The sequence below is a fragment of the Pseudomonas sp. Os17 genome (assembly GCF_001547895.1).
GTDB lineage: Bacteria > Pseudomonadota > Gammaproteobacteria > Pseudomonadales > Pseudomonadaceae > Aquipseudomonas.
This window is the reverse complement of sequence record NZ_AP014627.1, coordinates 3,781,093-3,807,629: the sequence shown is the minus strand read 5'-3', so window position 1 is coordinate 3,807,629 and position 26,537 is coordinate 3,781,093. Positions and strand designations below refer to the sequence as shown.

23 protein-coding genes and 1 pseudogene are annotated in these 26,537 nt (G+C 67.1%); 7 read left to right on the top strand and 17 right to left on the bottom strand.

Annotated elements, in window-relative coordinates; all coding sequences use genetic code 11:
• The first annotated feature begins 79 nt into the window (after positions 1–79).
• A complete protein-coding gene (locus tag POS17_RS16545) occupies positions 80–1,171 on the top strand; it encodes a DUF1176 domain-containing protein (protein ID WP_060839578.1) in 1,092 nt (363 codons plus the stop codon).
• Positions 1,172–1,180: 9 nt separating this feature from the next.
• Here POS17_RS16545 and POS17_RS16540 read toward each other — a convergent pair whose 3' ends face one another.
• Genes POS17_RS16540 through POS17_RS16520 form a run of 5 tightly spaced genes read right to left on the bottom strand, consistent with a single transcriptional unit; the run spans position 1,181 to position 7,124 of the window.
• On the bottom strand, positions 1,181–2,842 hold the full coding sequence (locus POS17_RS16540; protein ID WP_060839577.1) for a GMC family oxidoreductase: 1,662 nt from the start codon (positions 2,840–2,842) through the stop codon (positions 1,181–1,183).
• A 34-nt stretch (positions 2,843–2,876) separates the two neighbouring features.
• Positions 2,877–4,178, bottom strand: coding sequence for a carbohydrate porin (locus POS17_RS16535; RefSeq protein WP_060839576.1), 1,302 nt, complete (start codon positions 4,176–4,178; stop codon positions 2,877–2,879).
• A gap of 51 nt (positions 4,179–4,229) precedes the next feature.
• Positions 4,230–5,294 (bottom strand): 2,3-butanediol dehydrogenase, encoded by a 1,065-nt coding sequence (locus tag POS17_RS16530; protein WP_060839575.1) that lies wholly within the window; start codon positions 5,292–5,294, stop codon positions 4,230–4,232.
• Positions 5,291–6,556 (bottom strand): MFS transporter, encoded by a 1,266-nt coding sequence (locus POS17_RS16525; protein WP_060839574.1) that lies wholly within the window; start codon positions 6,554–6,556, stop codon positions 5,291–5,293. Before POS17_RS16525 ends, POS17_RS16530 begins: the two co-directional genes overlap by 4 nt.
• Positions 6,557–6,590: 34 nt before the next feature.
• Entirely contained in the window at positions 6,591–7,124 is a 534-nt protein-coding gene (locus POS17_RS16520) for a 2,4'-dihydroxyacetophenone dioxygenase family protein (RefSeq protein WP_060839573.1), read from the bottom strand.
• Positions 7,125–7,451: 327 nt separating this feature from the next.
• Between POS17_RS16520 and POS17_RS16515 the strand changes: the two genes are divergently transcribed.
• A complete protein-coding gene (locus POS17_RS16515) occupies positions 7,452–8,420 on the top strand; it encodes a helix-turn-helix domain-containing protein (RefSeq protein WP_060839572.1) in 969 nt (322 codons plus the stop codon).
• Between the two features lie 22 nt (positions 8,421–8,442).
• Here the strand turns inward: POS17_RS16515 and POS17_RS16510 are convergent, their stop codons facing one another.
• From POS17_RS16510 to POS17_RS16490, 5 genes are all read right to left on the bottom strand, one after another.
• Positions 8,443–8,703: a hypothetical protein gene (locus tag POS17_RS16510; protein WP_060839571.1), complete on the bottom strand. Its 261-nt coding sequence runs from the start codon at positions 8,701–8,703 to the stop codon at positions 8,443–8,445.
• 431 nt (positions 8,704–9,134) lie between these two features.
• Positions 9,135–10,256 (bottom strand): class II histone deacetylase, encoded by a 1,122-nt coding sequence (locus POS17_RS16505; protein ID WP_173655902.1) that lies wholly within the window; start codon positions 10,254–10,256, stop codon positions 9,135–9,137.
• Positions 10,257–10,325: 69 nt separating this feature from the next.
• Positions 10,326–11,489, bottom strand: a complete 1,164-nt coding sequence (locus tag POS17_RS16500) for an MFS transporter (RefSeq protein WP_060839569.1) — start codon at positions 11,487–11,489, stop codon at positions 10,326–10,328.
• 24 nt (positions 11,490–11,513) lie between these two features.
• Complete coding sequence (locus tag POS17_RS16495) at positions 11,514–12,386, bottom strand: transporter (protein WP_060839568.1); 873 nt, start codon at positions 12,384–12,386, stop codon at positions 11,514–11,516.
• 136 nt (positions 12,387–12,522) lie between these two features.
• Positions 12,523–13,500 (bottom strand): helix-turn-helix transcriptional regulator, encoded by a 978-nt coding sequence (locus tag POS17_RS16490; protein ID WP_060839567.1) that lies wholly within the window; start codon positions 13,498–13,500, stop codon positions 12,523–12,525.
• A 214-nt stretch (positions 13,501–13,714) separates the two neighbouring features.
• On the opposite strand from POS17_RS16490, the gene POS17_RS16485 reads away from it, so the two are divergent.
• Positions 13,715–14,566: a helix-turn-helix transcriptional regulator gene (locus POS17_RS16485; protein ID WP_082729882.1), complete on the top strand. Its 852-nt coding sequence runs from the start codon at positions 13,715–13,717 to the stop codon at positions 14,564–14,566.
• A gap of 82 nt (positions 14,567–14,648) precedes the next feature.
• A complete protein-coding gene (locus tag POS17_RS16480) occupies positions 14,649–14,999 on the top strand; it encodes a VOC family protein (protein WP_060839565.1) in 351 nt (116 codons plus the stop codon).
• A 17-nt stretch (positions 15,000–15,016) separates the two neighbouring features.
• Here the strand turns inward: POS17_RS16480 and hpaC are convergent, their stop codons facing one another.
• Both hpaC and hpaB read right to left on the bottom strand, forming a co-directional pair.
• Complete coding sequence (gene hpaC / locus POS17_RS16475) at positions 15,017–15,529, bottom strand: 4-hydroxyphenylacetate 3-monooxygenase, reductase component (protein ID WP_060839564.1); 513 nt, start codon at positions 15,527–15,529, stop codon at positions 15,017–15,019.
• 279 nt (positions 15,530–15,808) lie between these two features.
• Entirely contained in the window at positions 15,809–17,371 is a 1,563-nt protein-coding gene (hpaB, locus tag POS17_RS16470) for a 4-hydroxyphenylacetate 3-monooxygenase, oxygenase component (RefSeq protein WP_060839563.1), read from the bottom strand.
• 323 nt (positions 17,372–17,694) lie between these two features.
• Here hpaB and POS17_RS32735 point away from each other — a divergent pair.
• The 3 genes and pseudogenes from POS17_RS32735 to POS17_RS16460 all read left to right on the top strand — a co-directional run.
• Positions 17,695–18,459: pseudogene (locus POS17_RS32735) on the top strand (MCP four helix bundle domain-containing protein); the annotation flags it as partial.
• A 42-nt stretch (positions 18,460–18,501) separates the two neighbouring features.
• Positions 18,502–19,365 carry a methyl-accepting chemotaxis protein gene (locus POS17_RS32730; protein WP_375136267.1) on the top strand — a complete coding sequence of 288 codons (864 nt, stop codon included), beginning with the start codon at positions 18,502–18,504 and terminating at the stop codon, positions 19,363–19,365.
• 85 nt (positions 19,366–19,450) lie between these two features.
• On the top strand, positions 19,451–20,650 hold the full coding sequence (locus tag POS17_RS16460) for a pyridoxal phosphate-dependent aminotransferase (RefSeq protein WP_060839561.1): 1,200 nt from the start codon (positions 19,451–19,453) through the stop codon (positions 20,648–20,650).
• Between the two features lie 468 nt (positions 20,651–21,118).
• Here the strand turns inward: POS17_RS16460 and POS17_RS16455 are convergent, their stop codons facing one another.
• The 5 genes from POS17_RS16455 to POS17_RS16435 all read right to left on the bottom strand — a co-directional run bounded on the left by POS17_RS16455 (position 21,119) and on the right by POS17_RS16435 (position 26,404).
• Positions 21,119–22,114, bottom strand: coding sequence for a 2-hydroxyacid dehydrogenase (locus tag POS17_RS16455; protein ID WP_060839560.1), 996 nt, complete (start codon positions 22,112–22,114; stop codon positions 21,119–21,121).
• 19 nt (positions 22,115–22,133) lie between these two features.
• Positions 22,134–23,429, bottom strand: coding sequence for an MFS transporter (locus POS17_RS16450; RefSeq protein WP_060839559.1), 1,296 nt, complete (start codon positions 23,427–23,429; stop codon positions 22,134–22,136).
• A gap of 154 nt (positions 23,430–23,583) precedes the next feature.
• A complete protein-coding gene (locus POS17_RS16445) occupies positions 23,584–24,546 on the bottom strand; it encodes a sugar kinase (RefSeq protein WP_060839558.1) in 963 nt (320 codons plus the stop codon).
• A complete protein-coding gene (locus POS17_RS16440; protein ID WP_060839557.1) occupies positions 24,539–25,321 on the bottom strand; it encodes a sugar phosphate isomerase/epimerase family protein in 783 nt (260 codons plus the stop codon). The genes POS17_RS16445 and POS17_RS16440 overlap by 8 nt, the downstream gene beginning before the upstream one ends.
• Before the next feature lie 66 nt (positions 25,322–25,387).
• Positions 25,388–26,404 carry a LacI family DNA-binding transcriptional regulator gene (locus POS17_RS16435; RefSeq protein WP_060839556.1) on the bottom strand — a complete coding sequence of 339 codons (1,017 nt, stop codon included), beginning with the start codon at positions 26,402–26,404 and terminating at the stop codon, positions 25,388–25,390.
• Positions 26,405–26,537 lie beyond the last annotated feature (133 nt).

Below are 26,537 nucleotides of genomic sequence, written 5' to 3'. Positions count from 1 at the left end.
CGGGGCGCTGGCGATGGCGGTATTCGAACCTGGGCGAGCGTGGCAGAATCCGCGCCTTTGTCTGACCAGGAGTGTCGTCATGCTGCGTCCCGCTGTGCTGTCTTCGCTGGTGCTTGGCGCCGCTCCCTGCCTGGCCCAGGAGCTGCCGGAACTGACCCCGCTGTGGGTGCAGCAGCAGGGCTGGATCAGCGCCTGCGACAACCGCCGCGACTGCCAGCTGCTCTACACGCCGAACATCGGGTTTGCCGAGCCGGTCAACCACCTGACCCTGATCATCCGCAGCCAGGCCGGTCCCGAAGGCCGGCTGCAGCTGCAACTGGAGCACCAGGGCGCGCCTATCGAGCCCAACGCGCTGCGCCTGGACGGCCGCCCGCTGGAGCCCGCCTTGCTGGCGGCGCTGGTGCAGGAAGTGGAAGCCCCCGACAGTACCCGGCAGCAGCAGTATTACCGGGTTGACGATCAGGCCCTGGCCCGGCAATGGCTGGCGCGGTTGCGCAGCGGGCAGGTGCTGGAACTGCCGGGGGCGCAACCGGCCCGGGTGCTTCTGACCGGGCTGGCCGAATTGCTGCAACAGGTCGATCAGGTGCAGCACCGCCAGGGCACGCTCAGCGCCCTGGCCACGCCCGGCGAACAACCGGCCAGCGCGGTGCCCAGGGTCCAGGCGGCCCCGGCGCTGCGCCCCCATCCCAGGGTGACGCCGCTCAGTGCCCGGGAGCGCAGGGGGCTGCGGGCGGCGGTGCAGAAAACACTGCCTCCGCCCAAGTCGGAAGAGGACGACGACTACGTCATGCCTGCGCGCATCGAGCTCTATCCGCTGACGGCGCAGCAGGCGCTGTTGTTCGAGTTCTCCGACTGCGGCGCCTATATCTGCCTGTTCGACATCAGCAGCCGCTCGCGCACCGCGCCCTATGCGCTACAGCCCCTGCTGATGCAGGCATTGCCGGACGGCAGCGTCGACCATACCGGCGGCATCAACTATGACCCCGAAACCGGGACGCTCAGCAGTTTCCTCATGGGCCGCGGGATCGGCGACTGCGGGGAAATGGCCAGCTGGCACTTCGACGGCCAGGCCTTCCAGCTCACCGACTACCGGCGCATGCCCAATTGCAGTGGCCTGGGCTATGACAACTGGCCGGTGCTCTGGAGTGCCGAGGCGCCGAAGCGCCCCTGAACCCTGGCCTCAGGCGCACGCGTGGCCCTGGGGCTCGGCGCTCGGCTGTGCCAGTGACGAGCCCAGCAGCAGGTCGGCGGCCTTTTCCCCGATCATGATCGCCGCCGCGTTGGTGTTGCCGGTGAGCAGGCTCGGCATGATCGAGGCGTCCGCCACCCGCAGTCCCTGCAGGCCGTGGACCCGCAGTTGATCGTCCACCACCGCCAGTTCGTCATGGCCCATCTTGCAGCTGCCCACCGGGTGGAACACCGTGCCCAGGTGCTGGCGGATCCATTGCTCGATCTGCTCCTGGCTCTGCACCTGCGGGCCGGGCAGCAGTTCGCCCTTGAGGCGCCGGGAGAAGGCCTGGGTCGCGGCCAGCTGGCGCACCAGGCGCAAGCCGGCCACCAGTTTGCGCAAGTCCTCCGGGTGGCTGAGAAAGTTGGCCTCGATCAGCGGTTTGTCGTGGGGATCGGCGGAGTTCAGGCGCACCCGACCTCGGCTTTGCGGATGCATCACCGCCACATGCAGGCTGATGCCATGGCCCACCGGAATCAGGCGCTGGGGCTGGTTCTTCAGGGCCGGGGCGACGATCAGCCCCAGCTCCGGCACCGGGTCTTCGGGCGTAAGGCGCAGAAAGGCCCCGGACTCCACGGTGTTCGACGTCAGCGGGCCCTGGCGCCGGGTCAGGTATTGCCAGGGCGAACGGGCCAGGGGCAACAGGCCCTTGGGCGAAAGGCCGTAGCCCAGCTCTGGGTCGCTGCGGTACATCAGCACGATGTCCTGGTGGTCCTGCAGGTTCAGGCCGACCCCGGGCAACGGGTGGCGCGGCAGGATGCCGTGGGGTTTGAGTTCCTCCGCCGGGCCGATGCCCGAGAGCAGCAGCAACTGCGGCGAGTTGATCGCCCCGGCGCAGAGAATCACTTCCCGGCGCGCCTGCAATTGCCGCACCTGGCCGTCCTGGCTGATCTCCACGCCGCTGGCGCGAGTGCCTTGCAGCAGCACCCGGTGGGTCAGGGTGTTGCTCAGGACGGTCAGGTTCGGCCGCTGCAGGATCGGGTGCAGGAAGGCCCGGGCCGCGCTGCAACGCTCGCCGTTGACCTGGGTGACATGGAAGGGCCCGAAGCCTTCCTGTTCCGGGCCGTTGAAATCCGGGTTGTAGCGCCAGCCCAGCTCCGTGGCCGCCTCATAGAACACCTGGTTGACCGGGCTCGGGCTGCGCTGTTCGGCGACGTTGAGCTCGCCGTGCCGGCCGTGCCAGGGCGAATCCCCAGGTTCGAAATGCTCCGAACGCTTGAAGTAGGGCAGCAGCTCGTCGTGGCTCCAGCCCTGGTTGCCGGCGGCGGCCCAGCGGTCGAAGTCCTGCCGGTGACCACGGATGTAGATCATGCCGTTGATGGTGCTGGAGCCGCCCCAGACCCGGCCGCGGGGGCAGGGGATCGGCACGTCGCCGCTGGCGGCCTGGGGGCTGAATTGATGCATCCAGTTCCAGCGCGGGTTGGCGATCAGGCGGATGATCCCCGCCGGTGTGCGCACATAGGCCGCCGGCAGCAGGCTGCGGTCGCTGGGGCCAGCCTCGATCAGGCACACCTGAAGCTTGGGATCGGCGGACAACCGGTTGGCCAGCACGCAACCGGCGGAGCCGGCGCCGACCACGATGTAGTCGAAGGTTTGCGTGGTGTGTTCAGTCATGGGGATACCTCCTGGGCAGTCACAAAGATCCAGCTCACAACCCCAGCAGCGCACCGACGTCGAGGGTCACTTGCAGGCCGACGACAAAGCCGTTGCCGCTCAGCTCGCGGGCTTCGGGGTTGTAGAAATTGTCCGGGTTGATCAGGTACTGAACGCTGGGTTCCACCGCCAGTTGCCGGGTCAGGGCGATGTGGGCGTTGGCTTCCAGGGCATAGACATTGCGCTCGCCCAGGCGCGGGTCGCCGCCGTTGGCGCTGCGTGCCTGTTGCTGGAAACGCAGTTGGTGATCGTTGAGGCGCAGGTAGCTGGCCTTGAGGTTGAGCTTGTCCCGGGGCCGGTCGAAGGGCGCCAGATAGGTCAGCCCGGCTTCGGCGAACTGGCTGAAGGGCTGTTTGTCGTCGGCCGCCGCCGACAGCGAACCGAACAGCAGCAGGGCCTGGGGCGCGGTGCCGGTGCCGGCGTCGGCGCGCCATAGTGCCTGCTGGAACTTGAAGAAGGCGCCGCCGCTGCCGAATGCGGTGGCCCCGGTCAGCGGATCCACCTGTTTGGAGGTGTTGTAGTAGCCGTTGAGCTCGTAGTGGGCGCTGTAGGCCTCTTGGTTCTGGCGGCCGATGCCCAGCAGCAGGCTGGTGCCGCTGGCGTCGTCGGTGCTGAAATCCAGGCCCTTGCGTTCCTTCAGGTAGTCCACCGGGTTGGACTCGAAGGCGCCGCCGTGCACGTACCACTGGGGCGTCAGCTGGTACTTCAGGTAGCCGCCCCAACTGCCGTAGGGCGGCGGCAGGATGCCGGTGGAAGAGTCGATGATCGGGTCGTTGCAGGTGACGGTGCTTTCGCAGTTGTAGATATAGAAATAGCGCCGCGCGTTGGTCCGCCCCAGGCTCAGGTCGACCCGGCCGTCGAGCCAGGTCTGCTGGTAGGTCAACAGGCTCAGCTGGTGGCTGGTGAGGTCGTTGTGGATCGGCGCGCCGCCAAAGTAGCTGCCGGCGGCGCCTTGCCAGTTGCGCGAGGTGGGCACGCCGGTCTGCTGGTCGAGGATGAACAGGGTCTGCTCGACGTGCAGCGCCGCGCCGTCCAGGCCGGCCAAGGTGCCCAGGTCGATATCGGCGCCGACGAACAGGTCGCCGCTGTTGCCGAAGCTGTGGGGCCGCGGGCCAGTGTCGAGGTTCTTCATCGCCAGGCTGAGAAACTGCACATGGGGCGTAATGCCCTGGTCGGCCAGGTAGTCGCCAAGGCCGGACAGCGGCCCGCTGCGGGGCGCAGCCGGGGCATCGGCGAAGCCATCAAGGGGCAGCAGCAAGGCTGCCAGCAGCGGGCACAGCGCATAGGAAGCATTCATGTCGGGTACTCGTTTCTTGTTGTTTTTGTCTTGAGTGTTGAAAGCGATGGGTCAGGCCTCGGCCAGGGCCGGCGTCGGGTTGACCAGCACCTTGATCTGACTCTTGTCGTGCAACAGCGCCTCGAAGCCCTGTTCCACCGCCTGCTCCAGGGCCAGGCAGCGGGTCACCAGCCGCGACAGGTCCAGGCGTCCGCTGGCCAGCAGCTCGATCAGTTCGGGGTACACATGGCGGTAGCCGACGCTGCTGAGCAGGCGCAGTTCGTGGTTCACCAGGTGGAAGGCGTCTAACTGCACTTGGCCCATCAGGCCCACCAGCACGGCCTCGCCGCCCTTGCGCAGGCAGTGCAGGGCATGACTCAGGGTCTGCTGGCTGCCGGCGGCCTCGAAGGCTGTGTCGAGGCCGCCGTCGCTCAGTTGCCGCAGGCGCTCCTGCAGCTGTGGGTCGGCGCCGTCCAGGGCGGCGCTGGCGCCCAGTTCCAGGGCCAGGCGCCGGCGCTCGGGGTCCAGGTCCACGGCGTAGATACGCTCCACGCCCCGCAGCCGTGCGAGCAGGACCAGCAACAGGCCGATGGGCCCCAGCCCGAACACCACACAACTGTCGCCGGCCAGCAGGCTGCTCTGGTTCAGGGCGTGGTAGGCCACCGCCGCCGGCTCCAGCACGGCGGCCTGTTTGAAGCTGACGCGCTCTGGCAACCGGTGCAGCATGTAGGCGGGCACCAGGGCCTGCTCGGCAAAACCGCCGTCGCCCATCAGGCCGATAAAGCCCATGGATTCACAGAGGTTGTACTGGCCCATGCGGCAGTATTGGCATTCGCCGCAGCGGTACTCCGGCTCCACCGCCACCCGCTGCCCTAGCAGGCTCGGATCGACACCGGGGCCCAGGGCTACCACCTGACCGCAGAACTCATGGCCCAGGGTCAGTGGCGCCCGGCAGCCTGACAGCGGATGGGCCTCCTGATGGGGAATCGAGTGCGGCCCGTCGGCGTATTCATGCAGGTCGCTGCCGCAGATACCGCAGTAGGCGACCTGCAACAGGACTTCCCCGGTGCCGGGCTGGCGCAGTTGCACCTGGCTCAGGCGCAGGTCCCGGGCGGCGTGCCAACGCAGTGCGTTCATGGCTGGTTTCCTTGCAGGACAGAGGAGGTGTGCTGGCGCTGTTGACGGGCCAGCACCGCCGGAGCGGTTTCCTTGAGAAACAGCGCCAGTAGCGCTGCCAGCAAGGCGCCGCCACAGGACATCCACATGACGATGGACAGGCCGAAGCGGTCGGCGGCGAAGCCGGCGAGGGTCGGGGCGACGAAGCCGCCCACCAGTTCGCCGATGCCCATGATCATGCCCAGGGCGGTGGCCATCACCTCCCGGGGCACGGTTTCCGCCGGGATGGTGGCCATGAACAGGGTGAAGCAGCCCAGGCCGGTGTAGGTCAGCAGCATCAGTGCGCCGAGCATCCAGGGTGAGGTGGCGTAGAGCAGGGCGATCGGGCAGCAGGCGGCGATCAGCGAGAACAGCACCAGGGTCGGTCGCCGGCCGATGCGGTCGGAGATCGCCGGCACGCCGAAGCCCCACACCACCCAGGCGCCGCCCAGGCAGCTCATCACCGTGCCCATGCTGGCCGGGCTGTAGTCGCGGACCTTGACCAGAAAGGTCGGGGTAAAGGAAATCAGGATGATGAACCAGGTCAGGAACACGCAACTGATCAGGGTGCAGAGCACGATATTGCGGCTTTGCAGCAGGGCCAGCCGCTGTCCGCCGCCCTGGCTCGGGTGCGCCTCGACCTGGGGCGCGCTGGGCGGCCGGTCGGGCTGCACGAAGCGCCAGATCAGCAGGGCGATCAGCAGCCCCGGAAGCAGCGAGACGATGAAGGCGTGGCGCCAGCCATAGGCTTCGGCCAGGGCGATCAGCACCGGCGGGCCGATCACCGCCCCCAGCAGGCCCGCCGCCGAGCCTTGCAGCAGGCCCATGTTCAGGCCCCGGCGTTGGGGCGATGAAGCCTCCACCATCAAGGATTGCGACAAGGGCAGGATCGGCCCTTCCGCCAGGCCCATGATGGCGCGAAACAGCAGCAGGCTGAGGAAGCCGGTGACCAGCCCGGAAAGCGCCGAACACAGGGAAAACAGGAGCACCGCGACGATCAGCAGCGGCTTGCGCCTGCCGCTGCGGTCTGACCAGGCGCCTACCAGGGCCCCGGACACGGCCCAGGCCAGGGCCAGTACCGACGACAGCATGCCCAGGTGGCTGTTGCTCAATTGCAGTTCGTCGGCCATGAAGGGGAACAGGAAAGACAGCGCCAGACGATCGAAAAAGACGAAGCCGAAGGTCAGGAACAGCACCCCGAGCAAGGTGTTCTGGTAACCGGCCTTGTTGTTTTTATAAGCCATGGTGGTTCTCCAAAGGAGGCGTGAGCAACGTCGATCAGCGAAACAGGGTGTCGATATGGGCCGCGCCCAGGCCGATCTTTTCGTAGTGTTCGCGGCACAGGGCAATGTAGGAATGCACGTCGAAATAACCGTCGGGCTCGCCCTGTTGGTCGAGCCAGATCAGCGGGCCCTTGACGATGAAGAACACCCGCATCGGTTGTTCATGCTCGTAGGCCACCAGGGTGTGGCCTTCGCCCGGCGTCTCGTAGACGAAGTCGCCGGCGCTGGCGGTCCATTCGTGCTCCAGGTAGCCCCACTTGCCGGACAGGGTGTAGGCGAAGACTTCGTGGGGGTGGTAATGGCGGTTGACCAGCCCGGCGCTGCGGGCCATGAGGATGTCGCACCAGCGGTTCTCGCTGGGGGAAATCCATAGCGGCCGCGACGACACGGTTTCGGTGAAGGGCACGTACAGGCTCAGGTCGTCGCTGGCAGCATTCGGCAGGTAGACCTCGGGCTTGGCGTCGGGCTTGAAGCAGTGGGCGATGGGCTGCAGGTCTTTCCAGAATTCACGGGTGGCGGCTTCAGGCATGGTTGATCTCGATGCTGGTCATAGGGGGAACCCGGGCTGCCGCAAGGGCTGTCATGGCAGCTACAGCGCCGACTTTAGGGGGAGGCCGGGCAACGGGTTTGCTCGGATCGGACCCATTGTTTGCCTGTTTCGGACGAGATTTTTCCGACCGCAGCCAGCGATGCGCCAAGGGCGTCCAGGCGCTCGGCGGCGACAGCGGTTGAAGTTGACAGGCCATATAGTTCAGATGTTAATGAATGGCCGCGACCCGCCGATCATGGGGTCCCAGGTGCCCGGGCCGAGCCTTGCCGTCCGGGGAACATCCCGCCGCCCATGAGAAGAACAACAATGTCTCCATGCGCCTTGCTCGAAACCCGGCACGCCAGCACCCAGGCGGTCGACCTGGACCAACGCCTGAGGTTCTGGGAGGACTACAACGCCACCACCCTGGTGGGACTCAAGTGCAATTCCTACGCCGAGAGCGGATTTCGCGCGCGCCAGGACAACCTGCAACTGAGCGCCATGCGCCTGGCCTGCATCGTCGGCAACCAGCATGTGGTGGAGCGCGACAGCTCGATGATCCGCGGCGTGCCCAAGGAATCGATCTTCGTCTCGCTGGTCAGTGGCAGCGGCTCGTTCTTCTACCAGGATGGCGCCTGCCAGGTCCTGGAACCCGGCGAGCTGGTGGTCTATCGCACCGACAAGCCCTACCTGTTCGGCTTCTCCGGGGCGATGCGCCAGTTCATCTTCGACATCCCCCAGGTGCAGTTCGCCGAGCGCTGCCTGAAACGCTTCGACCGGCCCCTCAAGATCGGCGTGCAGACCGGCGTCCAGCGCCTGTTGTTGCGCACCCTGGGCGAACGCACCCGGGAGTTCTTCCAGCAGCCGCTGTGCGGCGAGGCCGAGGCCTACCAGGAACAGGCTTTCGAACTGCTGGCCAGCCTGATTGCCGGGCAGGCGGGCGAGCGGCCGATCAACGCCCTGAGCGGGGCCTATCTGCTGGCGGCCAAGCAGTGCATCCAGGAACAACTGGCCGACCCGTCCCTGAGCTGCGAGCGGGTGGCGGCCCAGACCGGCATCTCTCCCCGGCACCTGGCCCGGCTGTTTGCCCTGGAGGGTACGGTGCCCAGTCGCTTCATCCTGGAAAAACGCCTGCATCTGGCCCGCCAACTGCTGGGCAGCCCCCAGGGCGCGGGCCTGGATATCAGCGAGATTGCCTATCGCCATGGCTTTGCCAGCCAGGCGCACTTTGCCCGGGCGTTCAAGGCCCGCTATCAGCTGACCCCCACTGAGGCCCGGGCCCGGGAGTCGTCCTAGCCGCCGTGCTGCCCACGCGGCTTCAGTCCGCCGGTTCCGTCGGCGGCGTGCTCCCGCCGGCCCCGTACCGGGATGGCGCAGCCTGTTCGGAGTCGCGACGCAGTGCATCCAGGCCGCAGCGCTGCAACAGATCGTCCAGCGGTTCCTTGGCGGCATCGACCACGGCGGCTTGCCCCGGGCCAGGGGGAGGCGCGCGCCATTGGGCCGCGTGCTGTAACAGGCGGGCGCGGGCCCGCTGCCAGAAGTCGATCTCGTCGAGGTAGTGCTTGGTCTTGCGGTCCATGGACATCTCCTTTGTCTCAGCGGATAGGCAAGCCCCCGATCAGTGGCAAATCCCGGCAACCGGGGAGGGTGGGCAAGCAGACGGACAGGCCCCGGCGCGCGACACACCCGTCCCGAAGGCAAGGGCGCGTTGCTGCGGCACGCAAGGGTTGTTCTTTAGGGGAACGGCGAGGAATCGGACCTGCGGGTCAGGTGGTTGAGGAGAGAATAGAAAACCTTTGGCCTTTGTCGGGGCGAGTGTGCCGGGTCAGCGCCCGCGGCGGCAGGCCGAGAAGCGCCGGCCGGGCATCGGTCCCGGGGCGCCGCTCAATGGGCTTTGCTGGCAACCCTTGGCCTGGGGCGCAAGGCGGCTGGGAGGGGGGGTAAGGCAGGCGGTGGCTGATGCCCGGCGTCTTGCCGCAGGACATCAGCCCCGGAAGGGAGCGGGGCGGATCAGCGAGTGGCGGCCACTATGGCCGCGGCCTGGCGGTCCAGCAGCTGGCGCTGAAAGGCCGCGAAGTCCGGTTTGGGCTGCTGCTGGCGCACGAATTCCAGCATCGGGTCCTGGACCGCGGTACGGATGCCCGATAGCGCCTCCAGGGTCGCCAGCCCGCAAAAAGGCACGTAGGCCTCGGAGTAGCCGCCTTCGTGCACCAGCACCAGGCGCCCATGGCACAGGCGCTCGGCGGCGTCGCGCAGGCACTGGGTCATTTCGCGGAACGAATCGCTGTGCAGCAGCATTCGCGCCAGCGGGTCCACGGCGTTGGCGTCGTAGCCGCAGGCGACAATGATCAGCTCGGGTTCGAAGCGCTCCAGGGCCGGCACCACGATTTGCCGCATGGCGTACAGGTAGGCGTCATGGCCGCCACCGGGCAGCAGCGGGACGTTGATGTTGCAGCCCAGGCCGGCGCCGCGTCCGCGCTCGTGTTCACCGCCATAACCCGGTGGAAAGCAGCCATCCTGGTGCAGGGACAGGGTCAGTACGTCGGCCCGTTCCTCGAAGATCGACTGGGTGCCGTTGCCGTGGTGCACGTCCCAGTCGATGACCGCCACCTTGCCCAGGCCGTGGCGGGCTTTGGCGGCTTCGATGGCGATGGCGATGTTGGCCAGAAAGCAGAACCCCATGGCCTGGTCGGCTTTGCAGTGGTGTCCCGGTGGCCGCGACAGGGCATAGGCATTGTCGGCTGCGCCGCTGAGCACGGCGTCGACCGCGGCCAGGGCCAGACCGGCAGACAGCTTGGCGATTTCATAGCTGCCCGGCCCCACCGGTGCTTCATCCCCCAGCTGGCCGCCGCCGGCATCGCTCAGGGCCTTGAAGCGTTGCAGGTAGTCGGCAGGGTGGACCCGCAGCAGGTCCGCCTCGCTGGCAGGTGGGGCGCTGTGCACCTGCAATTGTCGGGTCAGGCCGCAGACGTCCATCAGGCTTTTCAGGCGGCGCTTGGTTTCCGGGGATTCGGCGTGTCCGGCGGCGGACGGCGGTTGCACCCAGCCGCCCACCGGCAGGGTCAGCACATGGGGGCCGCCGCTGTGCCACAGGCAGAGTTCATCGAAGAAGAACGCGGTTTTGCAGGTCATGGTGATGTCCATTTTTCAGGGGAAAGGGGCAGCGCAGTCCGGCTGCCGACCGGGGCGCTTGGCGGGTGGCTAGCGAGGAGGGCGGCAACCGAGCACCAGGGCCAGGGATGCCAGGGTGATCAGTGCGCCGCCCAGCAACAGTCCCTGGAAACCGCCGCTGCTTTCGATCAGGCGCCCGGCGAGGGACGGGCCTATGGCCAGACCGGCGCTGATCACCAGGTTGGAGGCATTCATCAGCCGGCCGCTGCGGTCCATCTCGGCCATGCGCGCCAGGATCAGCGGCAGGATGAAGGTCCAGGTGAACTTGAACACCAGCGCCGCCAGGGCGAAACGCGCCAGCTGCGGCTGGTCCAGAAGCAGCAGCACCGAGCCTGCCATCAGGCCGTAGCCCAGCAGGAGCAGGGTGCTGCGCGGCAGGCGGTCGCCGAACAGGGTGGCGCACAGCGCCCCGACGATGCCCATCAGGGTGGCGATGGCCAGGATGTCGCCGCTGGTCTGGGCCGAGAGGCCGGACTGGCTGCCGATGGCGCCGATGAAGGTCCAGACCCCGCTGAGGCTGATGTAGAAGGTGAGGATGCCGAGAATCCCCAGGCCCGCCTTGAATCGGGAGATCGCCGGTGCCGGCGGCGCGTCGGCGCCAGGGCGCGCCGCCCCCGATGGAAAGCAGCGGACCAGGGGCAGGCACAGGGTCATCAGCAGCGCCAGGATCAGGTAGCAGGCGCCCAGGCCGAAGCGTTGGAAGAGCATGGGCAGCAGGCTCAGGCCGATGGCCCCCAGCACCAGCTGGCCCATTACCCAGAAGCCGTAGGCACGGCTGGGCGTGGGGCTGGCGGCGGCGCTGGCCAGGCAGATGATCATCAGCGAGCCGCCGGCCAGGGCGCTGCACAAGCGCGCCATCAGCAACAGTGAGTAGTCGTGGGCCAGCATCGACAGCAGGTTGGCGACGATGAACAGCAGGGCGCTGCACAACGCCGCCCGTCGCCAGTCGATGTGTTTCAGCCACCAGATGGCCGGCAGCGTGGCCAGGCTCATGGCCCCCAGTTCGGCGGAAAACAGGTCGCCGATCCGGGTCGGACTCAGTTGCCATTGGCTGGCCAGTTGCGCGGCAATGGCCGGGGCCGTCAACAGCACCGCGGGGGTGATGGCGGCGAACAGCACGATGGCCGCCAGCAGGCCCAGAGGCGGGTGGCTGAGGTGTGAGGTGACGCTCAAGGTGGGGTTCCGGGTGGTCATGGACAGGCTCCGCAGGCAAGGGGTTCAGAACACGTGGACCAGGCGCAGCAAGGCATCGGTGCCGGCAAAGCCGTTCTCGGTGGCGACGTTTTGCGAGAGGCTGAACAGCAGCTGGTTCTGCTTGTCCAGCCAGTGCCCGAGCTCGAAGCCGACCTGGGTGTAGCGCTTGTGGGTGTCGTCGATGCGCCGGTCGTTGATCCGCAGTTCGCCGCCGTCGGCGTGGATCAGGCGCAGGGCGCCGTAGGTAGCGGGGGTGAAGTCGTAGGAGGCGAAGGCCTGCAGGCGATAGAGCGGGTCCTGCTTGAGGTCGCTGCCGAAATAGTCGTTGTTGCTGCCATAGAGCTGGGCTTCGAGGTTGGCTTCCAGCACCCATTTTTCCCCCAGGCCCTGGGTGTAGTTGTAGACAAAGGTCGCGCCCCAGCGGTTGGCCCCGGGTGACACGTCCGGGTTGCGCCCGTGGTACTCGCCCAGGGGCAGCGTGACCAGGGTCAGCAGGCCGCTGTAGGTGCGGGTTTGCGGCTGGTTGATGAAGAACAGCGTGCCGCCGACCTGGGGATCGCCGAAGCCGCTTTCGCCGCTGCGGCGCTCGGCGCCGGGCAGGCGGGCGCTGATGTCGGCGAAGGGCACGATGAACTGTGGGGTGCACAGGGTGCCGCACAGGTCGCTGAAGAACACCTGGCGGTAGGCCAGGGCGTTGATCCGCAGATCGGCCTTGCCGCTGCTGTCGGCCGGGCCGTGGAAATCGCCGGCGCGGGTGGCGGGCAGGTACAGCACGCCGAGGCTGGTGCCCGGGGGGGCGGCGAAGAAGTCGCGGGCGTTGAGGTCCGCGGCGTTGAGCGACAGGCTGGCCAGGGAGCCAGCCAGGGCCAGGGCGATACGGGTCGGAATCCTTGTCATGGGCGGTGCATCTCTTGTCGGTGTTGTTATTCGGCGAATGGCTCGCCGGCACGCGGCAGTGGGGCAAAAAACAGGCAAAGGCTGCCCGTGGCCGTCAAACACGACGGCGCAGGTCAGTGCGGATCAGCGGTCTGGATCAGTCGGGCGGGGCGTGGAGCAACTGGGCGATGCGAGCCTTGTCCTTGACTCCGAGCTTGCTGTAGATGGCGCGGATGTGATGGCGCACGGTGTTGGGCGACATGCCCAGGTCCCGGGCCACTTCCTTGTAGGTCTTGCCGTCGCCGAAGCATTGGGCGACGGCGTTTTCCCGGGGGCTGAGCTTGGGCAGCAGGGCGCGGCTGCGGGCCGCCAGCAGGTAAAGGTCGCCCACGGCCGAGCAGTCGATCTGCAGGCGCTTGCCCTCGAAGCCGTTGCTGTCCAAAGCCATGGGCAGTTGCGGACCGTTCCACCGCGGCCATTCATTGAGCAGCAGGTCGACAAACCCCCGTTCGGCGCACTGCAGCACGCCGCGCTGGTCGCACACCGCCAGGGCCAGGTTGCGCGGGCGACTGAGCCTTTCGCGCATCGCCACCAGGGTGCGGATCTGATTGGCCGACACCGCCGCCACCAGATGCAGCATCAGGTTGTTCAGCAGCTGGCAGTCGTCCTGGTTGAAGCGCGTCGCTCCCGGGGCGCGGTACAGGGCCAGGTGGTTGTTCAGCTGGGTATGGGGGTCGATGTGCACCACGCACAGCAGTTCGCCGATGTGGTACTGGCGGCCCAGCCAGTTGAGGCCGGCGCCGTTGTCCGGGTCGGCCATGTCGACGATCACCGCCCGGCCCGGCACTTCGTGTACCCGGCGCACGGTGACATCGGTGTGGCGGATCGATTGCCAGTCCGGCAGGTAGCTCGGCGGCAGGCGGTGCAGGTAGCAGCTGTGCTCATCCGGCAGGCCGTCCACCAGGGCGGCGCGCCCCCACCAGGCGCTGTCGAAGGGCAAGAGTCTGCCGATGCGCGCCAGGGCATGGGAGTGAAGGCTTTCGATGTCCTTGTTCTGCGCCAGTTGCTGCAAGTCCAGGGTCAGCTCGCTGAAGGCCTGCAACAGGCTGGCCGGAGCGTGATCGGGTCGGTTCATGGGGCTGTACCTCTGTGCGACGTTGTTATTGTTTTCGTCACGGAAGTGGTTGAGGACCGTACGCCTGGGGGACGTGGGCAGGGCCTGGGACGAGTATCGATGGCTGGGGCGGCGGCCGCCATCCTACAGATGCAGGAGGTGGCCCATGGCCCAGTGGCGTTGTTCGCTTATGCTTGGGCGGGTCGATCCGTGATCAGCATTGGGAGTGAGTTCGATGCCCAGGCAGCCCTTGCCCGTTTCGCACTGCGTCAGCGGGTTTGATGCCCTCAGGCTGCGGCCCTGGGGCGCGCGCTTGTACGGCTTCAGCGAGACGCTGCCGGGCACCGTGCAACGGCTTGAGATCGCGCAGCCTCAGGTCAAGCTGGTGCTCGGGCTGGCGTCCCCCTACGGGCTCGCCGCCAATGGGCGCGAGCAGCGTTGCCAGGCGTTCGTGGTCAGCCGCCCGGCCGCTCCGCTGATCGTCGAGCAGAGCGGTGTGCATTCATGCATCGAGGTGGAGCTGCCGCCCTGGGCCGCGTACCGGCTGTTTCAGGGCGATGGCCAAGTGCTCGCCAGCCCTTGGCTGGATTTGCCGGAACTGTGGGGCCCGTCGGTCGGCTTGTTGGTCGAGGCCCTGGAAGAAACCCCTTGCTGGACGAGTCGATTGCAGCGAGTCGAAACCTTTCTTGTCGAGCGTTTGCGCAACTCGCACCGCGAGGTGCCCGAGAGGCTGCGCCGGGCCTGGGAGCAACTGCAGCGAAGCGCTGGCGGCACCTCGATCCGTGATCTGAGCCAGCAGGCCGGCTGCAGCGGCCGGCACTTCGCCAGTCGCTTCAAGGCCCATCTGGGACAAGGGCCCAAGGCCTGCGCCCGGCACCTTCGTTTTGCCCGCGCCCAGCAGTTGCTGGAAGCGCGCCCGGCGCCGGAGCTGGTGCAGGTGGCGGTGCTGTGCGGCTACAGCGACCAGAGCCACTTCACCCGGGAGTTCCAGGCCTTCGCCGGCTGTTCCCCGGGCGCCTATGCCCGGGGCGGCTGGGCCGATATTCCCGGCAAACCGGCATCCTTGCTCGAAGGCCGGGAGAATTGAGTGGCCTGGTCAGTTTTGTTCAAGACCCACGAAGCCGTTGCGGCGGACAGTGACGGCTCTGTCTCTTGAACGTGGAGGATGTATGTCCGGTAGCCTTTCTCATGTGGAAATAGGTGTGGTCGATGGCCCGCAGTCACGGGTGTTTTTCCAGGGGCTGTTCGGCTGGTCGCCGCAACCGATGGGAGCCACGCAGGACGCCTGGTTGCAGGCGCCCTCGGTGCGGGTCGGGGTGCACGGCGACGATCCGCAGTCGCGCATGGTCCTGTACTTCCGGGTCAGCGACATGACGGATAGCGTCGCCCGGGTTCTGGCCCTGGGGGGCCGCGCGGGGGACATCAGCCCCCCTGAGCCGGGCTTCGGGCGGTTCTGCCTGTGTCACGACCCCCAAGGTGTGTGCTTCGGCCTGCACCAGCCGGATTGCCCTGGGTCCTAGCCGCTGCAGCGGGGCGATCAGGCGGCCGGGCAGGGGTGCTGCAGGCGGTGGAAGCAGCGGCTGAAGTACACCAGCGAATCGCCCTGTTCGCGCACGCTGATTTCATCCAGCTCCACCAGCATCACCGAATGGGTGCCGATTTCCTGGACCTCGGTGATGCGCCCCTGGAGGCTGGCCAGGGCGCCATCCAGCACCGGCAGGGCCTGCAGGCCGTCGCGCCAGGGATGTAGGCCAAAGCGCTGGTCCATGGCCACCCCGGTCATGCCGGCAAAATGCCGGGCCACGTCTTCGTGTTCGCCGCTAAGGACGTTGACGCACAGCTGGCCGTTGCCCTTGAACACCGGGTTCAGGGCACTGGTGCGGTTGACGCAGACCATCAGGGTCGGCGGGCTGTCGGTGACCGAGCAGACCGCGGTGGCGGTGATGCCGCAGCGGCCGGCGGGGCCGTTGCTGGTGATGACGTTGACCGCTGCGGTCATGTGCGCCATGGCGTTGCGAAAGGCGAGTTGCTTGGGATCGAGTACAGACATGACGAATTCCTCGTGGGCGCAGGGCGGCCGGACGTCTGGCTGCCAACGCGGGGCTGACGGCGGGCTCAAGCTGTAGGAGCCGGCTTGCCGGCGAAGCGGGCCTGGGGCTTGTGGTGCTCTGGCGGGCGTCTTCGCTGGCGAGCCAGCTCCTACGACAACAGGTGGACATTGGCCTTTTCGGTAGGAGCCGGCTTGCCGGCGAAGAGGGCGCTGAGCCTTGTGGTGCTCTGGCGGGCGCTTTCGCTGGCAAGCCAGCTCCTACACACGCCGGCTTCGCGGCTATTGGCGGATGCGGTCGAGCATGTTGATGTCGTCGGGGTTGCTCAGGTGCGGCACGGTCCAGCCGTCGAGGTCGTAGTCCCCCAGGCACTTGTCCACCAGGTCGGTCATGGCCTTCATCGAACCGCTGGCCTGGGCGTGGCGCAGGCACTGCATGCGGATCTCGTCCTGGCTGCCGGCGTAGTTGATCTCGTACAGCTCGTGGCGCCCGCCGAACTCGGTGCCGATGGCGTCCCAGAGCAGTTTGAGGATCTTGATCCGCTCTTCGTGGCCCATGCCGCCGGAACCCCGGCAGTAGGTGCTGAGGTACTGGTTGAGCAGCGGGTCCTTGAGGTCGCGGGAGCCGGAGGGCAGGTAGATCAGGCCGCTGGCCACCACCTGCTCGATGATCTTCTTGATGTCGGTGTAGGCCTGGGGCGCCAGTACCCGGTAGGCCTGCAGGGCCTGGGTGCTGGGCAGGTAGACGCCGTTCATCCATTCGCTGGCGTTGCCGTGCATGGCGTCGGTCAGCGACCAGAACAGGTTGCGCCAGGCCACCACTTCGCCCACTTGCGCCTGGACCCCGCGAAACTCGAGGGAGCCGGTGCATTGCAGGGCCTTGACCAGCAGCCCGGTGATGAAGTCCAGCTTGACCGCCAGCCGGGTGCAGCCCTGCATGGGGAACAGCCGACCGAAACCGCCTTGCGGGAACCACTGGCGGCAGCGCTCGAAGTCGCGGTAGATCAGCACGTTTTCCCAGGGGATGAACACCTTGTCCATGATCAGGATCGCGTCGTTCTCGTCGAAGCGGCTGGACAGCGGGTAGTCGAAGGGCGAACCGGTCATGCCGGCCTGGAGTTCGTAGGACGGGCGGCAGATCAGCTTCATGCCGCGGGTGTTCATCGGGGCGATGAACATCAGGGCGAAGTCGGTGTTGTCCCCCAGCAGCTGGGCCGAGCCCTGGCCGACGAAGTTGTAGTGGGTCAGGGCCGAGTTGGTGGCCACCACCTTGGCGCCGCTGACGATGATCCCGCCGTCGACTTCCTCGTCCACCGAGATGAACACGTCCTTGACCTGATCCACCGGTTTGTCGCGGTCGATGGGCGGGTTGACGATGGCGTGGTTGAGGTAGAGGCAGGCTTCCTGGATGCGCTTGTACCAGGTGCGGGCGTTGTCCGCGAAGCGCCCGTAGAACTCCGGGTTGGCCCCCAGGGCGCTGCCGAAGGCGGCCTTGTAGTCGGGGCTGCGGCCCATCCAGCCGTAGGTCAGGCGCGACCAGTCGGCGATGGCGTCGCGCTGCTGGCGCAGTTCGTCGGGGCTTTTCGCCGAGCGGAAAAATTTATGGGTGTAGCCGCCGTTGCCGGTGTCGGTGTCCCAGCACAGTTGCTCCCGGGTGGCCGGGTCGTGCAGGGCGTCGTACAGGCGGGCCATGGAGGCCGCCGAATTGCGGAAGGCCGGGTGGGTGGTGACGTCCTTGACCCGGTCGCCATAGATGTAGATTTCACGGTCGTCGCGCAGGCTGGCCAGGTATTCGGCACCGGTCAGCGGGCGGTCGGTTGCGGCACGAAAGTCTTCAGGTTTCATATCCAGTCTCTGCGTTGTTTTTATGGACTGGGCCCATGATGGGCAGGCGCCGGCGCTGAAAAAATGGCTTTTCCGGCGAATGACTTGCACTTTCCATGGCGCCGGGGGCGGCAGGTGGCCGGCGCCGGATACTGGCACTTTGCTGCTTTATCGATTCACTTCGAATCGCGTTGTATCAGGCCTGAAACACTTGTCATATTCAGAAATATTTTTGCGAATCAGCCATATAAAAGCTCAAGTTCGGCCGATATCTCCTATAGGCCCACGAGCCTTGGTTCCGTGGTGTCCCTCGTCGGTGCAGCCCCTGATGCGCCTGACGGTCAATGGCATGGATGCCCGCCGCCCCGTTCTCCTTCGAGAGTCGCCCTATGTCCCTGCGTAACCTGAATATCGCCCCTCGTGCTTTTCTCGGTTTTGCCTTCATTGCCCTGCTGGTCGTGGTGCTGGGGGTGTTTGCAGTCAATCGCATGTCGATCATCCGCGAAGCGTCGATCGACATGGAAAGCAACCAGCTGCCCAGCGTCGGCTTTCTCGGCAACCTCACGGAGAACGTGCTGCGCCTGCGGATTCTCTCGTTCCGGGTGCTGGTCAACCGCGACCCGGCGGGGCTGGCCGAAGCCCAGACGCGCATCGGTGTGCTGGTGGACAAGGTCCGGCAGGCCCAGTCCGGTTATGCGGCGCTGCCCATGGTTGGGGAGGAGGCGGACCTCTACAAGGCCTTCGCCCTGACCCTGGAGAACTACCTGCAGGCGCAGAAGGAAATGATCGAACTGTCGCGCCAGGACAAGCTGGATGAGCTGCGCAACCTGATCAACACCCGGATCAAGGACGGCACCGACCAGATGGGCGAGCAGCTGAACAAGCTCATCGCAATCAACGCCGCCGGAGCCAGGAGCGCCTCCCAGGCCGCCGGCGAGCACTACAGCGGGGCCATTACCGGGATCGTCATCGTCGCGGTGATCGCCGCCGTGCTGACCATCGTCCTGGCGCTGTTGCTGACCCGCAGCATCGTCACTCCCCTGAACAAGGCGCTGAACGCCGCCGAGGTCATCGCCGGTGGCAACCTGCGGCAGGTCATCGAGGTCGACGGCAAGGACGAACCGGCGCGACTGCTGCGCGCCTTGTCCGAGATGCAGGCCAGCCTGCGCCGGACCATCGAACAGATCGCCGGTTCGGCAACCCAGCTGGCCTCGGCCTCGGAAGAGCTCAGCGCGGTTACCGAAGAAGCCTCCCGCGGGGTGCAGCAGCAGAACACCGAGATCGAACAAGCGGCCACCGCGGTCAACGAAATGACCGCGGCGGTGGAGGAGGTGGCGCGCAACGCGGTGTCCACTTCCGAGGCCTCCCAGCAATCGACCCAGGCTGCCCGCGATGGCCGCGACCGGGTGGTGCAGACCGTCGAGGCGATCCAGACCATGGCCCAGGACGTGCAGAGCACTTCGCTGATGATCGAAGGGCTGGCGGCCCAGGGACGGGACATCGGCAAGGTGCTGGACGTGATCCGCGCCATCGCCGAGCAGACCAACCTGCTGGCGCTCAACGCCGCCATCGAGGCGGCCCGGGCCGGCGAGGCCGGGCGCGGCTTTGCCGTGGTGGCCGACGAGGTGCGGGCCCTGGCCCATCGCACCGCCCAGTCGACCCAGGAAATCGAGAAGATGGTGGCCGGCATCCAGAACGGCACCGGCGAAGCCGTGGAGTCCATGCAGCAGAGCAACCAGCGCACCCAGAGCACCCTGCAACTGGCCCGTGCCGCCGGCGAGTCTCTGGAGCAGATCGCCCAGTCCATCCATCAGATCAACGAGCGCAACCTGGTGATCGCCAGCGCCTCGGAAGAGCAGGCCCAGGTGTCCCGTGAAGTGGACCGCAATCTGGTCAACATCCGTGACCTGGCCACCCAGTCGGCGGCCGGCGCCGACCAGACCAGCGCCGCCAGCCACGAGCTGTCGCGCCTGGCGGTGGACCTCAACACCATGGTCGGGCGTTTCGTGATCTAGGGGCACGAACGGTGGGTCCGGGCGCTCGACGAGCGGCCCGGCAGCACCTAGGGTTTTGCCTGAGGCATCTTTCATGGAGAAAACGATGCGCTACTCAGCCCTGACCCAACGGATCGCCGGTGAAGGTTCCGCGGCCTGGAACATCCATTACCGGGCCCTGGCTTTGCGCGAGCAGGGCAGGGACGTGTTGCTGCTGACCATCGGCGACCCGGACTTCGACACCCCCAGGCCCGTGGTCCAGGCGGCGATCGACAGCCTGCTGGCCGGGGACACTCACTATTCGGACGTGCGCGGCAATCTGGCGCTGCGCAGCTGCATTGCCCGGCATCACCATCGGCGCAGCGGGCAGATCGTCGACGCCGAACACGTGGTGGTGCTGCCCGGGGCGCAATGCGCGGTGTTCTCCGTGGCCCAGTGCCTGCTCAATCCCGGGGACGAGGTGCTGGTGGCCGAGCCCATGTACGTCACCTACGAAGGCGTGTTCGGTGCCTGCGCAGCCCGCATCGTGCCGGTGCCGGTGCGCGCCGAGCAGGGGTTTCGCGTCGATCCGCGGGAAGTGGCGGCGCGGATCACCCCGCGTACCCGGGCCATGCTGCTCAACAGCCCCAACAACCCCTCGGGCGCCAGCCTGTCCCTGGACGACTGGCAAGCCCTGGCGCGGCTGTGCCTTGCCCACGATCTGTGGCTGATTTCCGATGAGGTCTATTGTGACCTGCTGTACGAGGGCCGGCACTTCAGTCCGGGCAGCCTGCCACGCATGGGCGAGCGCACCGCCACCATCAACAGCCTGTCCAAGTCCCACGCCATGAGCGGTTGGCGGGTGGGCTGGGTGATTGCTCCGCCGACCCTGGCCGGGCACCTGAGCAACCTGTCCCTGTGCATGCTCTATGGCCTGCCGGATTTTGTGCAGAACGCCGCGGTGGTGGCCCTGGACCGCGACCTGCCGGAGGTGGCGCAGATGCGCGAAGAGTACCGGCGACGCCGGGACCTGGTGTGTTCGCTGCTGAGCCAGTGCCCGGGCCTGGCGCCGATCCGCCCGGACGGCGGCATGTTCGTCATGGTGGACGTGCGCAGCACCGGGCTGGACGCCCAATCCTTCGCCGACTGCCTGCTGGAGGGCCATGGCGTCTCGGTGCTGGCCGGCGAAGCCTTCGGCCCCAGCGCCGCGGGGCACATCCGCATCGGCCTGGTGCTGGACTGCGAACGCCTGGCCGAAGCCTGCCGGCGCATTGCCCGCTGCACCGGCGAACTCCTCGAACGCCGTCCCCCCACCCGCCACCCCTAGGCGCCAGACGTACCGCGTCGCCTCTTGCAGGAGCCGGCTTGCCGGCGAAGCGGCCATCAGATCTTGCATCGCCCTGGTGAGCGCCTTCGCTGGCAAGCCAGCTCCTACGGCCGCCCTGGCATTGCACGATATTTTCGTAGGAGCCGGCTTGCCGGCGAAGCGGCCATCAGGTCTTGCATTGCCCTGGTGAGCGCCTTCGCTGGCAAGCCAGCTCCTACGGTCGCCCTGGCACTGCACGATATTTTCGTAGGAGCCGGCTTGCCGGCGAAGCGGCCATCAGGTCTTGCATTGCCCTGGTGAGCGCCTTCGCTGGCAAGCCAGCTCCTACGGTCGCCCTGGCACTGCACGATATTTTCGTAGGAGCCGGCTTGCCGGCGAAGCGACCATCAGGTCTTGCATTGCCCTGGTGAGCGCCTTCGCTGGCAAGCCAGCTCCTACGGTCGCGAGGGGCGTGGTGGGGGCAATTCCTTAACCGGTCTGTCGTGTCCCGAGGCTCCACGCGGCGCTATTGACCAGGTTGGGCGGGCGCTGGCCGGACAGGGCCGCCAGCAGGTTGTCCACGGCGCAGCGGGCCATGGCTTCGCGGGTTTCGTGGGTGGCCGAGCCCATGTGCGGAGTGGCCACCACGTTGGGCAGTTGCAGCAGCGGTGAGTCCGGGTCCAGCGGTTCGCGCTCGAACACGTCCAGCCCGGCGCCGCGGATCCGCCGGGCCTGCAAGGCTTCGATCAGCGCCGCTTCGTCCACCACCTTGCCCCGGGAAATATTGATGAAGATGCTCTCCGGGCGCATCAGCGCCAGTTCGCGGCGGCCAATCAGCCCCTGGGTCTTTTCGGTCAAGGGCAGGGTCAGGCAGATGAAGTCGGCCTCTTGCAGCAGTTGCTCCAGGCTCCGGTAGCGGGCATTGAAGCGTTGTTCCACCGCCGGCTTGGGGCGGTTGCTGTGGTAGATCAGCGGCATGCCGAAGCCGAAATGCCCGCGCTGGGCCAACGCCTCGCCAATGCGGCCCATGCCGATGATGCCCAGGGTCTTGCCGTGCACGTCGCTGCCGAAATGCAGCGGACCGATGTTGCGCTGCCATTGCCCGGCGCGCACCAGGTTGGCCAGTTCCACCACCCGCCGGGCGGTGGCCAGGATCAGCGCGAAGCCGGTGTCGGCGGTGGTTTCGGTGAGCACGTCCGGGGTGTTGCTGAGCAGGATCCCACGTTGGGTCAGGTAGTCGATGTCGTAGTTGTCGACCCCCACCGAGACGCTGGCCACCGCCTGCAGGCGCGGTGCCAGGTCCAGCAGTTCGGCGTCCAGGCGCAGGCTGGCCCCCAGCAACCCGTCGGCGCTGGGCAGGGCCTGGCGCAGGGCCTTGAGGCCGTTGGGGCCCAGGTCCTCGATCAGGGTGACCTCGGTCTGTTCCTGCAGGCGCGCCATCAGCGACGGCGAGAGTTTCTTGTACAGCACCAGGTGTTTTTTCATGACGGTTCTCTGTGGCAGTTCAGGAGTGGGCCAGGCGGCGCGGCAGGGGCAGGCCCTTGGCCCGAGGCGCTCCGGCGCCGGGCGTCAGCAGCAGGGTCAGCAGCACCGAGAGCAGCAGCGCGCCGCTCATCAGCAGGTAGGAGGCACCGGGGGAGCCGGTGGCGCTGTTCAGGTAGCCCACCAGGTAGGAGCCGCCGAAGGAGCCCAGGGCCCCCATGCTGTTGATCAGGGCCATGGCGCCGCCGGCCACGTTGGCCGGGAGAATCTCCGGAACGATGGCGAAGAACGGCCCATAGGGCGCGTACATGCAGGCTCCGGCGATCACCAGCAGGCCGTAGGACCACCAGAAGTGCTCGGCACCCAGCAGGTAGGAGGCGTAGAAGGCGATGGCGGCCACCAGCAGCGGCGGCCAGACGAAGCGCTTGCGCTTCTGGGTCCGGTCCGAACCCCAGGACACCGCAAGCATGGCGATCACCGCCGCCAGGTAGGGCAGGGCCGAGAGCCAGCCGGCTTCGACCATGTCCATTTGCGCGCCGTGCTTGAGGATCGACGGCAGCCACAGGACGAAACCGTAGACCCCGATGCTCCAGCAGAAAAACTGCAGGGCGAGGATGATCACCTTGGGCGAGCGGAAGGCTTCGGCGTAGTTCTTCATCGCCTTGATGCCTTGCTGTTCGGCGGCCAGGGCGCTTTCCAGGTCCTGCTTCTCCTGGGGGCTGAGCCACTGGGCCTGGCTGGGCCGGTCATCGGCCAGGCGCCACCAGATAAAGGCCCAGAGCACCGCCGGCAAGCCTTCGACGATGAACATCCAGCGCCAGCTGAAATGCTCCACCAGATAGCCCGAGACCACCGACATCCAGAGCATGGTCACCGGGTTGCCGAGGATCAGGAAGGTATTGGCCCGGGAACGTTCGGCCCGGGTGAACCAGTGGCACAGGTACACCAGCATCGCCGGCATCACCGCCGCTTCCACCACCCCGAGCATGAAGCGGATGGCGATCAGCATGTAGGCGTTGGACACGATCCCGGTGAGGGTGGCCAGGCCGCCCCAGAGGATCAGGCTAACGAAAATCAGCTTCTTCACGCTGCGTTTTTGCGCGTAGATCGCCCCCGGCACCTGGAAGAAGAAATAGCCGAGGAAGAACAGCGCCCCCAGGAGCGAGGACAGCCCCGGGGTGATCTGCAGGTCGTTGGCCATCCCGGAGGCGGCGGCGAAGCCATAGTTGGCGCGGTCCAGGTAGGCCAGGCTGTAGGTGATGAAGACAATCGGCATGATGTACCACCAGCGGCGGGCGGCGAGTTTGAGGCTGTCCATGAAAGTTCTCCTGAGCTTGTTGTTTTTGTCGCAACAGGTGGTTCTGGTTTTTTGTTCGCATGCGCACTGCTGTTGTGCAGGAGCCGGCTTGCCGGCGAAAGGGCCCTCGAGCCTTGCATCGCCCTGGCGGGCCCCTTCGCTGGCAAGCCAGCTCCTACAGGGCGCAGGCGGTTTTCAGGGGCGCTGCCTGGTCCGGCAGTTCGTGGCGTCGGGGCAGGCCTTCCATGTCGCCCCGGCTCTGTATCGCGCGGCTGCCGACCCAGTTGGCGCGCTGCACCGCTTCGATCACGCTGCGGCTTTCCAGCAGGGCGCTGATCAGGCCCACGGCGAAGGCATCGCCGGCGCCGACGGTGTCCACCACCTGGGGCACCGGCACGCCGTCGACGAAGCCAGCGTCCAGGTGGGTGCGGTAGTAGGCGCCATGGGCGCCGAGCTTGATCACCACGGCTTCGGCGCCCTGGTCCAGGTAGAACGCGGCAATGTCCGCCGGGTCGTCACGGCCGGTGAGCAGGCGACCCTCGCCGAGGCCCGGCAGCACCCAGTGGGCCAGGGCCGCGAGGCGGTTGATCTCACGGATCATCAGCGCTTCGCTGGCCCACAGGCCGGGACGCAGATTGGGATCGAACGACACGCTGCGGCCGCTGGCGCGCTGGGTCTGCATCAGGTGGCCGGACAGCTCCCGGGCCGAGTCCGAGAGGGCCGGGGGAATGCCGGTGGCGTGCAGGTGACGGGCCTGGAGCAGGGCCGGGGCCAGGTCGTCGAGGCTCAGGTGGCTGGCCGCCGAGCCGCGGCGGAAGTATTCGACCCGCGGGTCGTCGCCGGTGTCTTCCCGGGACTTGAGCTGAAAGCCGGTAGGGTGCAGCGGGTCGCGGCGCACGAAGCGGCAGTCCAGGCCCTCGGCTTCGAGGGTGTCGAGCACGAAGCGTCCCAGGGAGTCGTTGCCGACCCGGCTCAGCCAGGCCACCTTGAAGCCCAGGCGCGACAGGCCGATGGCGACGTTGCTGTCGGCCCCGGCGATGCGCTTGTGAAAGTGCTCGACCCGGGCCAGATCGCCGCTGTGTTCGGCGACAAACATCGCCATGGTTTCACCGAAGGACAGGATATCGATCTCAGACATGGGCAGGCTCCAGTCGCGACTGACCGAGGCCGGCCAGCAGGTTCACCTGCAGGGCGCTGACCTGCAGCAGGTCGGCGCCTTGCAGCGGGTATTCCACGGCCCGGGTAATACCTTGGGTCATGTGCCGCAGCAGGTGTTCCCACTGCTGCAGGTCCGGGGCGTCCGGCGCTACGGCCACCCGCTTGCCATCGGTTCGCAGGCGCACGGCCTTGCAGTGCACATAGGCCACGTGGCGGCCCAGCAGGCGCGCGGCGTCGAGCGCCGACTGCGCCTGCCATTGCCAGTTGCCGATATCGAAGGTCATGCGCAGCGGCAGGTTCAGCGCCTCCACGGCGCTGAAAAAGCGCTGGAAGGGTTCGATGCGGCCACCGTGCCCGGTCTGGTCGTTCTCCACCAACAGCCGCACCGGCTGATCCGCCAGCAGGCTGGCGAGGCTGTGCAGGTCGTGATGCTCGCTGAAGTGACCGAGGGACACCTTGAGGTCGCGGGCGCCGAACGCCCGGGCCCGCTGCAAGGCGGCGGCGAGTTCGAGGTTGGGCGCGCGGCGCTCGGCCTGCCACAGCTCCAGGGGTGAGGAAAACACGCTTTCCAGGCCATGTTGCTCGGCGCCTTGGGCCAGCTGCGCGGGGTTTTCGCCGCTCAGCAGCTCTTCGCGCCATTCAATGCAGGACGCGCCGGCGGCGGCCACCAGGGGGATGAAATGCGCCTGACCGTGCTCGCGCACAAGGTCCGCGCCGTAGCTGGACAGACTGATGGAAACGGGGGATCGCTGCATGTTCCTGACCTCTGAAACCGGTTTCATTTTTGTTCGAAAAAAGCCTTGTGGCGCGTGCCGCCACCGTTACAACACGGTGGAGCCGCGCACGATCAATTGCGTCGGAAAATCCATCACCCGCGGCGCGGCCTCGTCGCCCCGCAGACGCTTGAGCAGGCAGTCGAAGGCGCTGGCGCCGATGGCGGCGGTGGGCTGGGCCAGGGCGGTGATGCCGCTGCCCACCAGGGGGTACCAGTCCAGGTCGTCGAGGGCGATCAGGCCGATGCCCTCGAACAGCGGGCACTGCAGTTCGCGCAGGGCGCGGGTCGCCGCCAGGGTCGCCACGCCGTTGGCGCAGAACAGCGCCTTGGGCCCGGGACCGGGCGTGTCGAGAAAGTCCTTCAGGTGGCGGGCCAGGGCCTCGCCGGTTTCCAGCGACTGGCCGCGCAAGGCCGGGCGCCGGGCGATCTCGGCCTGGAACGCGGCGCTGCGTTCGAGCCGTGAGCTGGTGCCGTCATGGGGTTCGCTGACCAGCAGCAGGTCGCGGTAGCCCTGGTGTTCCAGGTGCTCGATGGCGCTGTGCACCGCCGCCGGATTGTCCAGGCCCACCAGATCGGCGTGCAGGGGGTCGAGCTTGCGGTCCACCAGCACCAGGGGCATTTCCTGCTGCAATTCCAGCAACTGCTCCAGGTGGTGGCCCAGGGTGTTCACGATCAGGCCTTCGATGTTGTAGGCCCGCAGGTTGGCCAGGTGCCGGGCTTCCTGTTCGTCGTCACGGTCGGTGTTGCACACCACCAGGCTGTAGCCGTGCTGGCGGCAGGCGGTTTCCACGCCGTGCATCACGGCAATCGAATAGGGGTTGCGGATATCCGCCACCAGCATGCCGATCAGCCGCGTGCGCCCGCGCTTGAGGCCGCGGGCCATCTGGTTCGGGCGGTAGCCCAGGTCGTTGATGGCTTGCTCGATGCGCAAGGCGGTGGCGGTGGACAGCAGGGCGCGGTCGTCGCCGATGAAGCGCGACACGCTGGCCTTGGAGACCCCGGCATGACGGGCGACATCGAGCATGGTGACGCGATTGCGCTGGGCGGCGGAAAACGGATTCACGGGCGCGGACCTTATTCTTGGAATTATCGGTTTGCAGTCTTTCCGGAGATCAGGCTGAAACCGGTTTCAGGAAACCGCAAAATGCCGTTCGCCGTCAAGGGTGCCAAGACAGGAAATACCCCGCGCGGCCGTG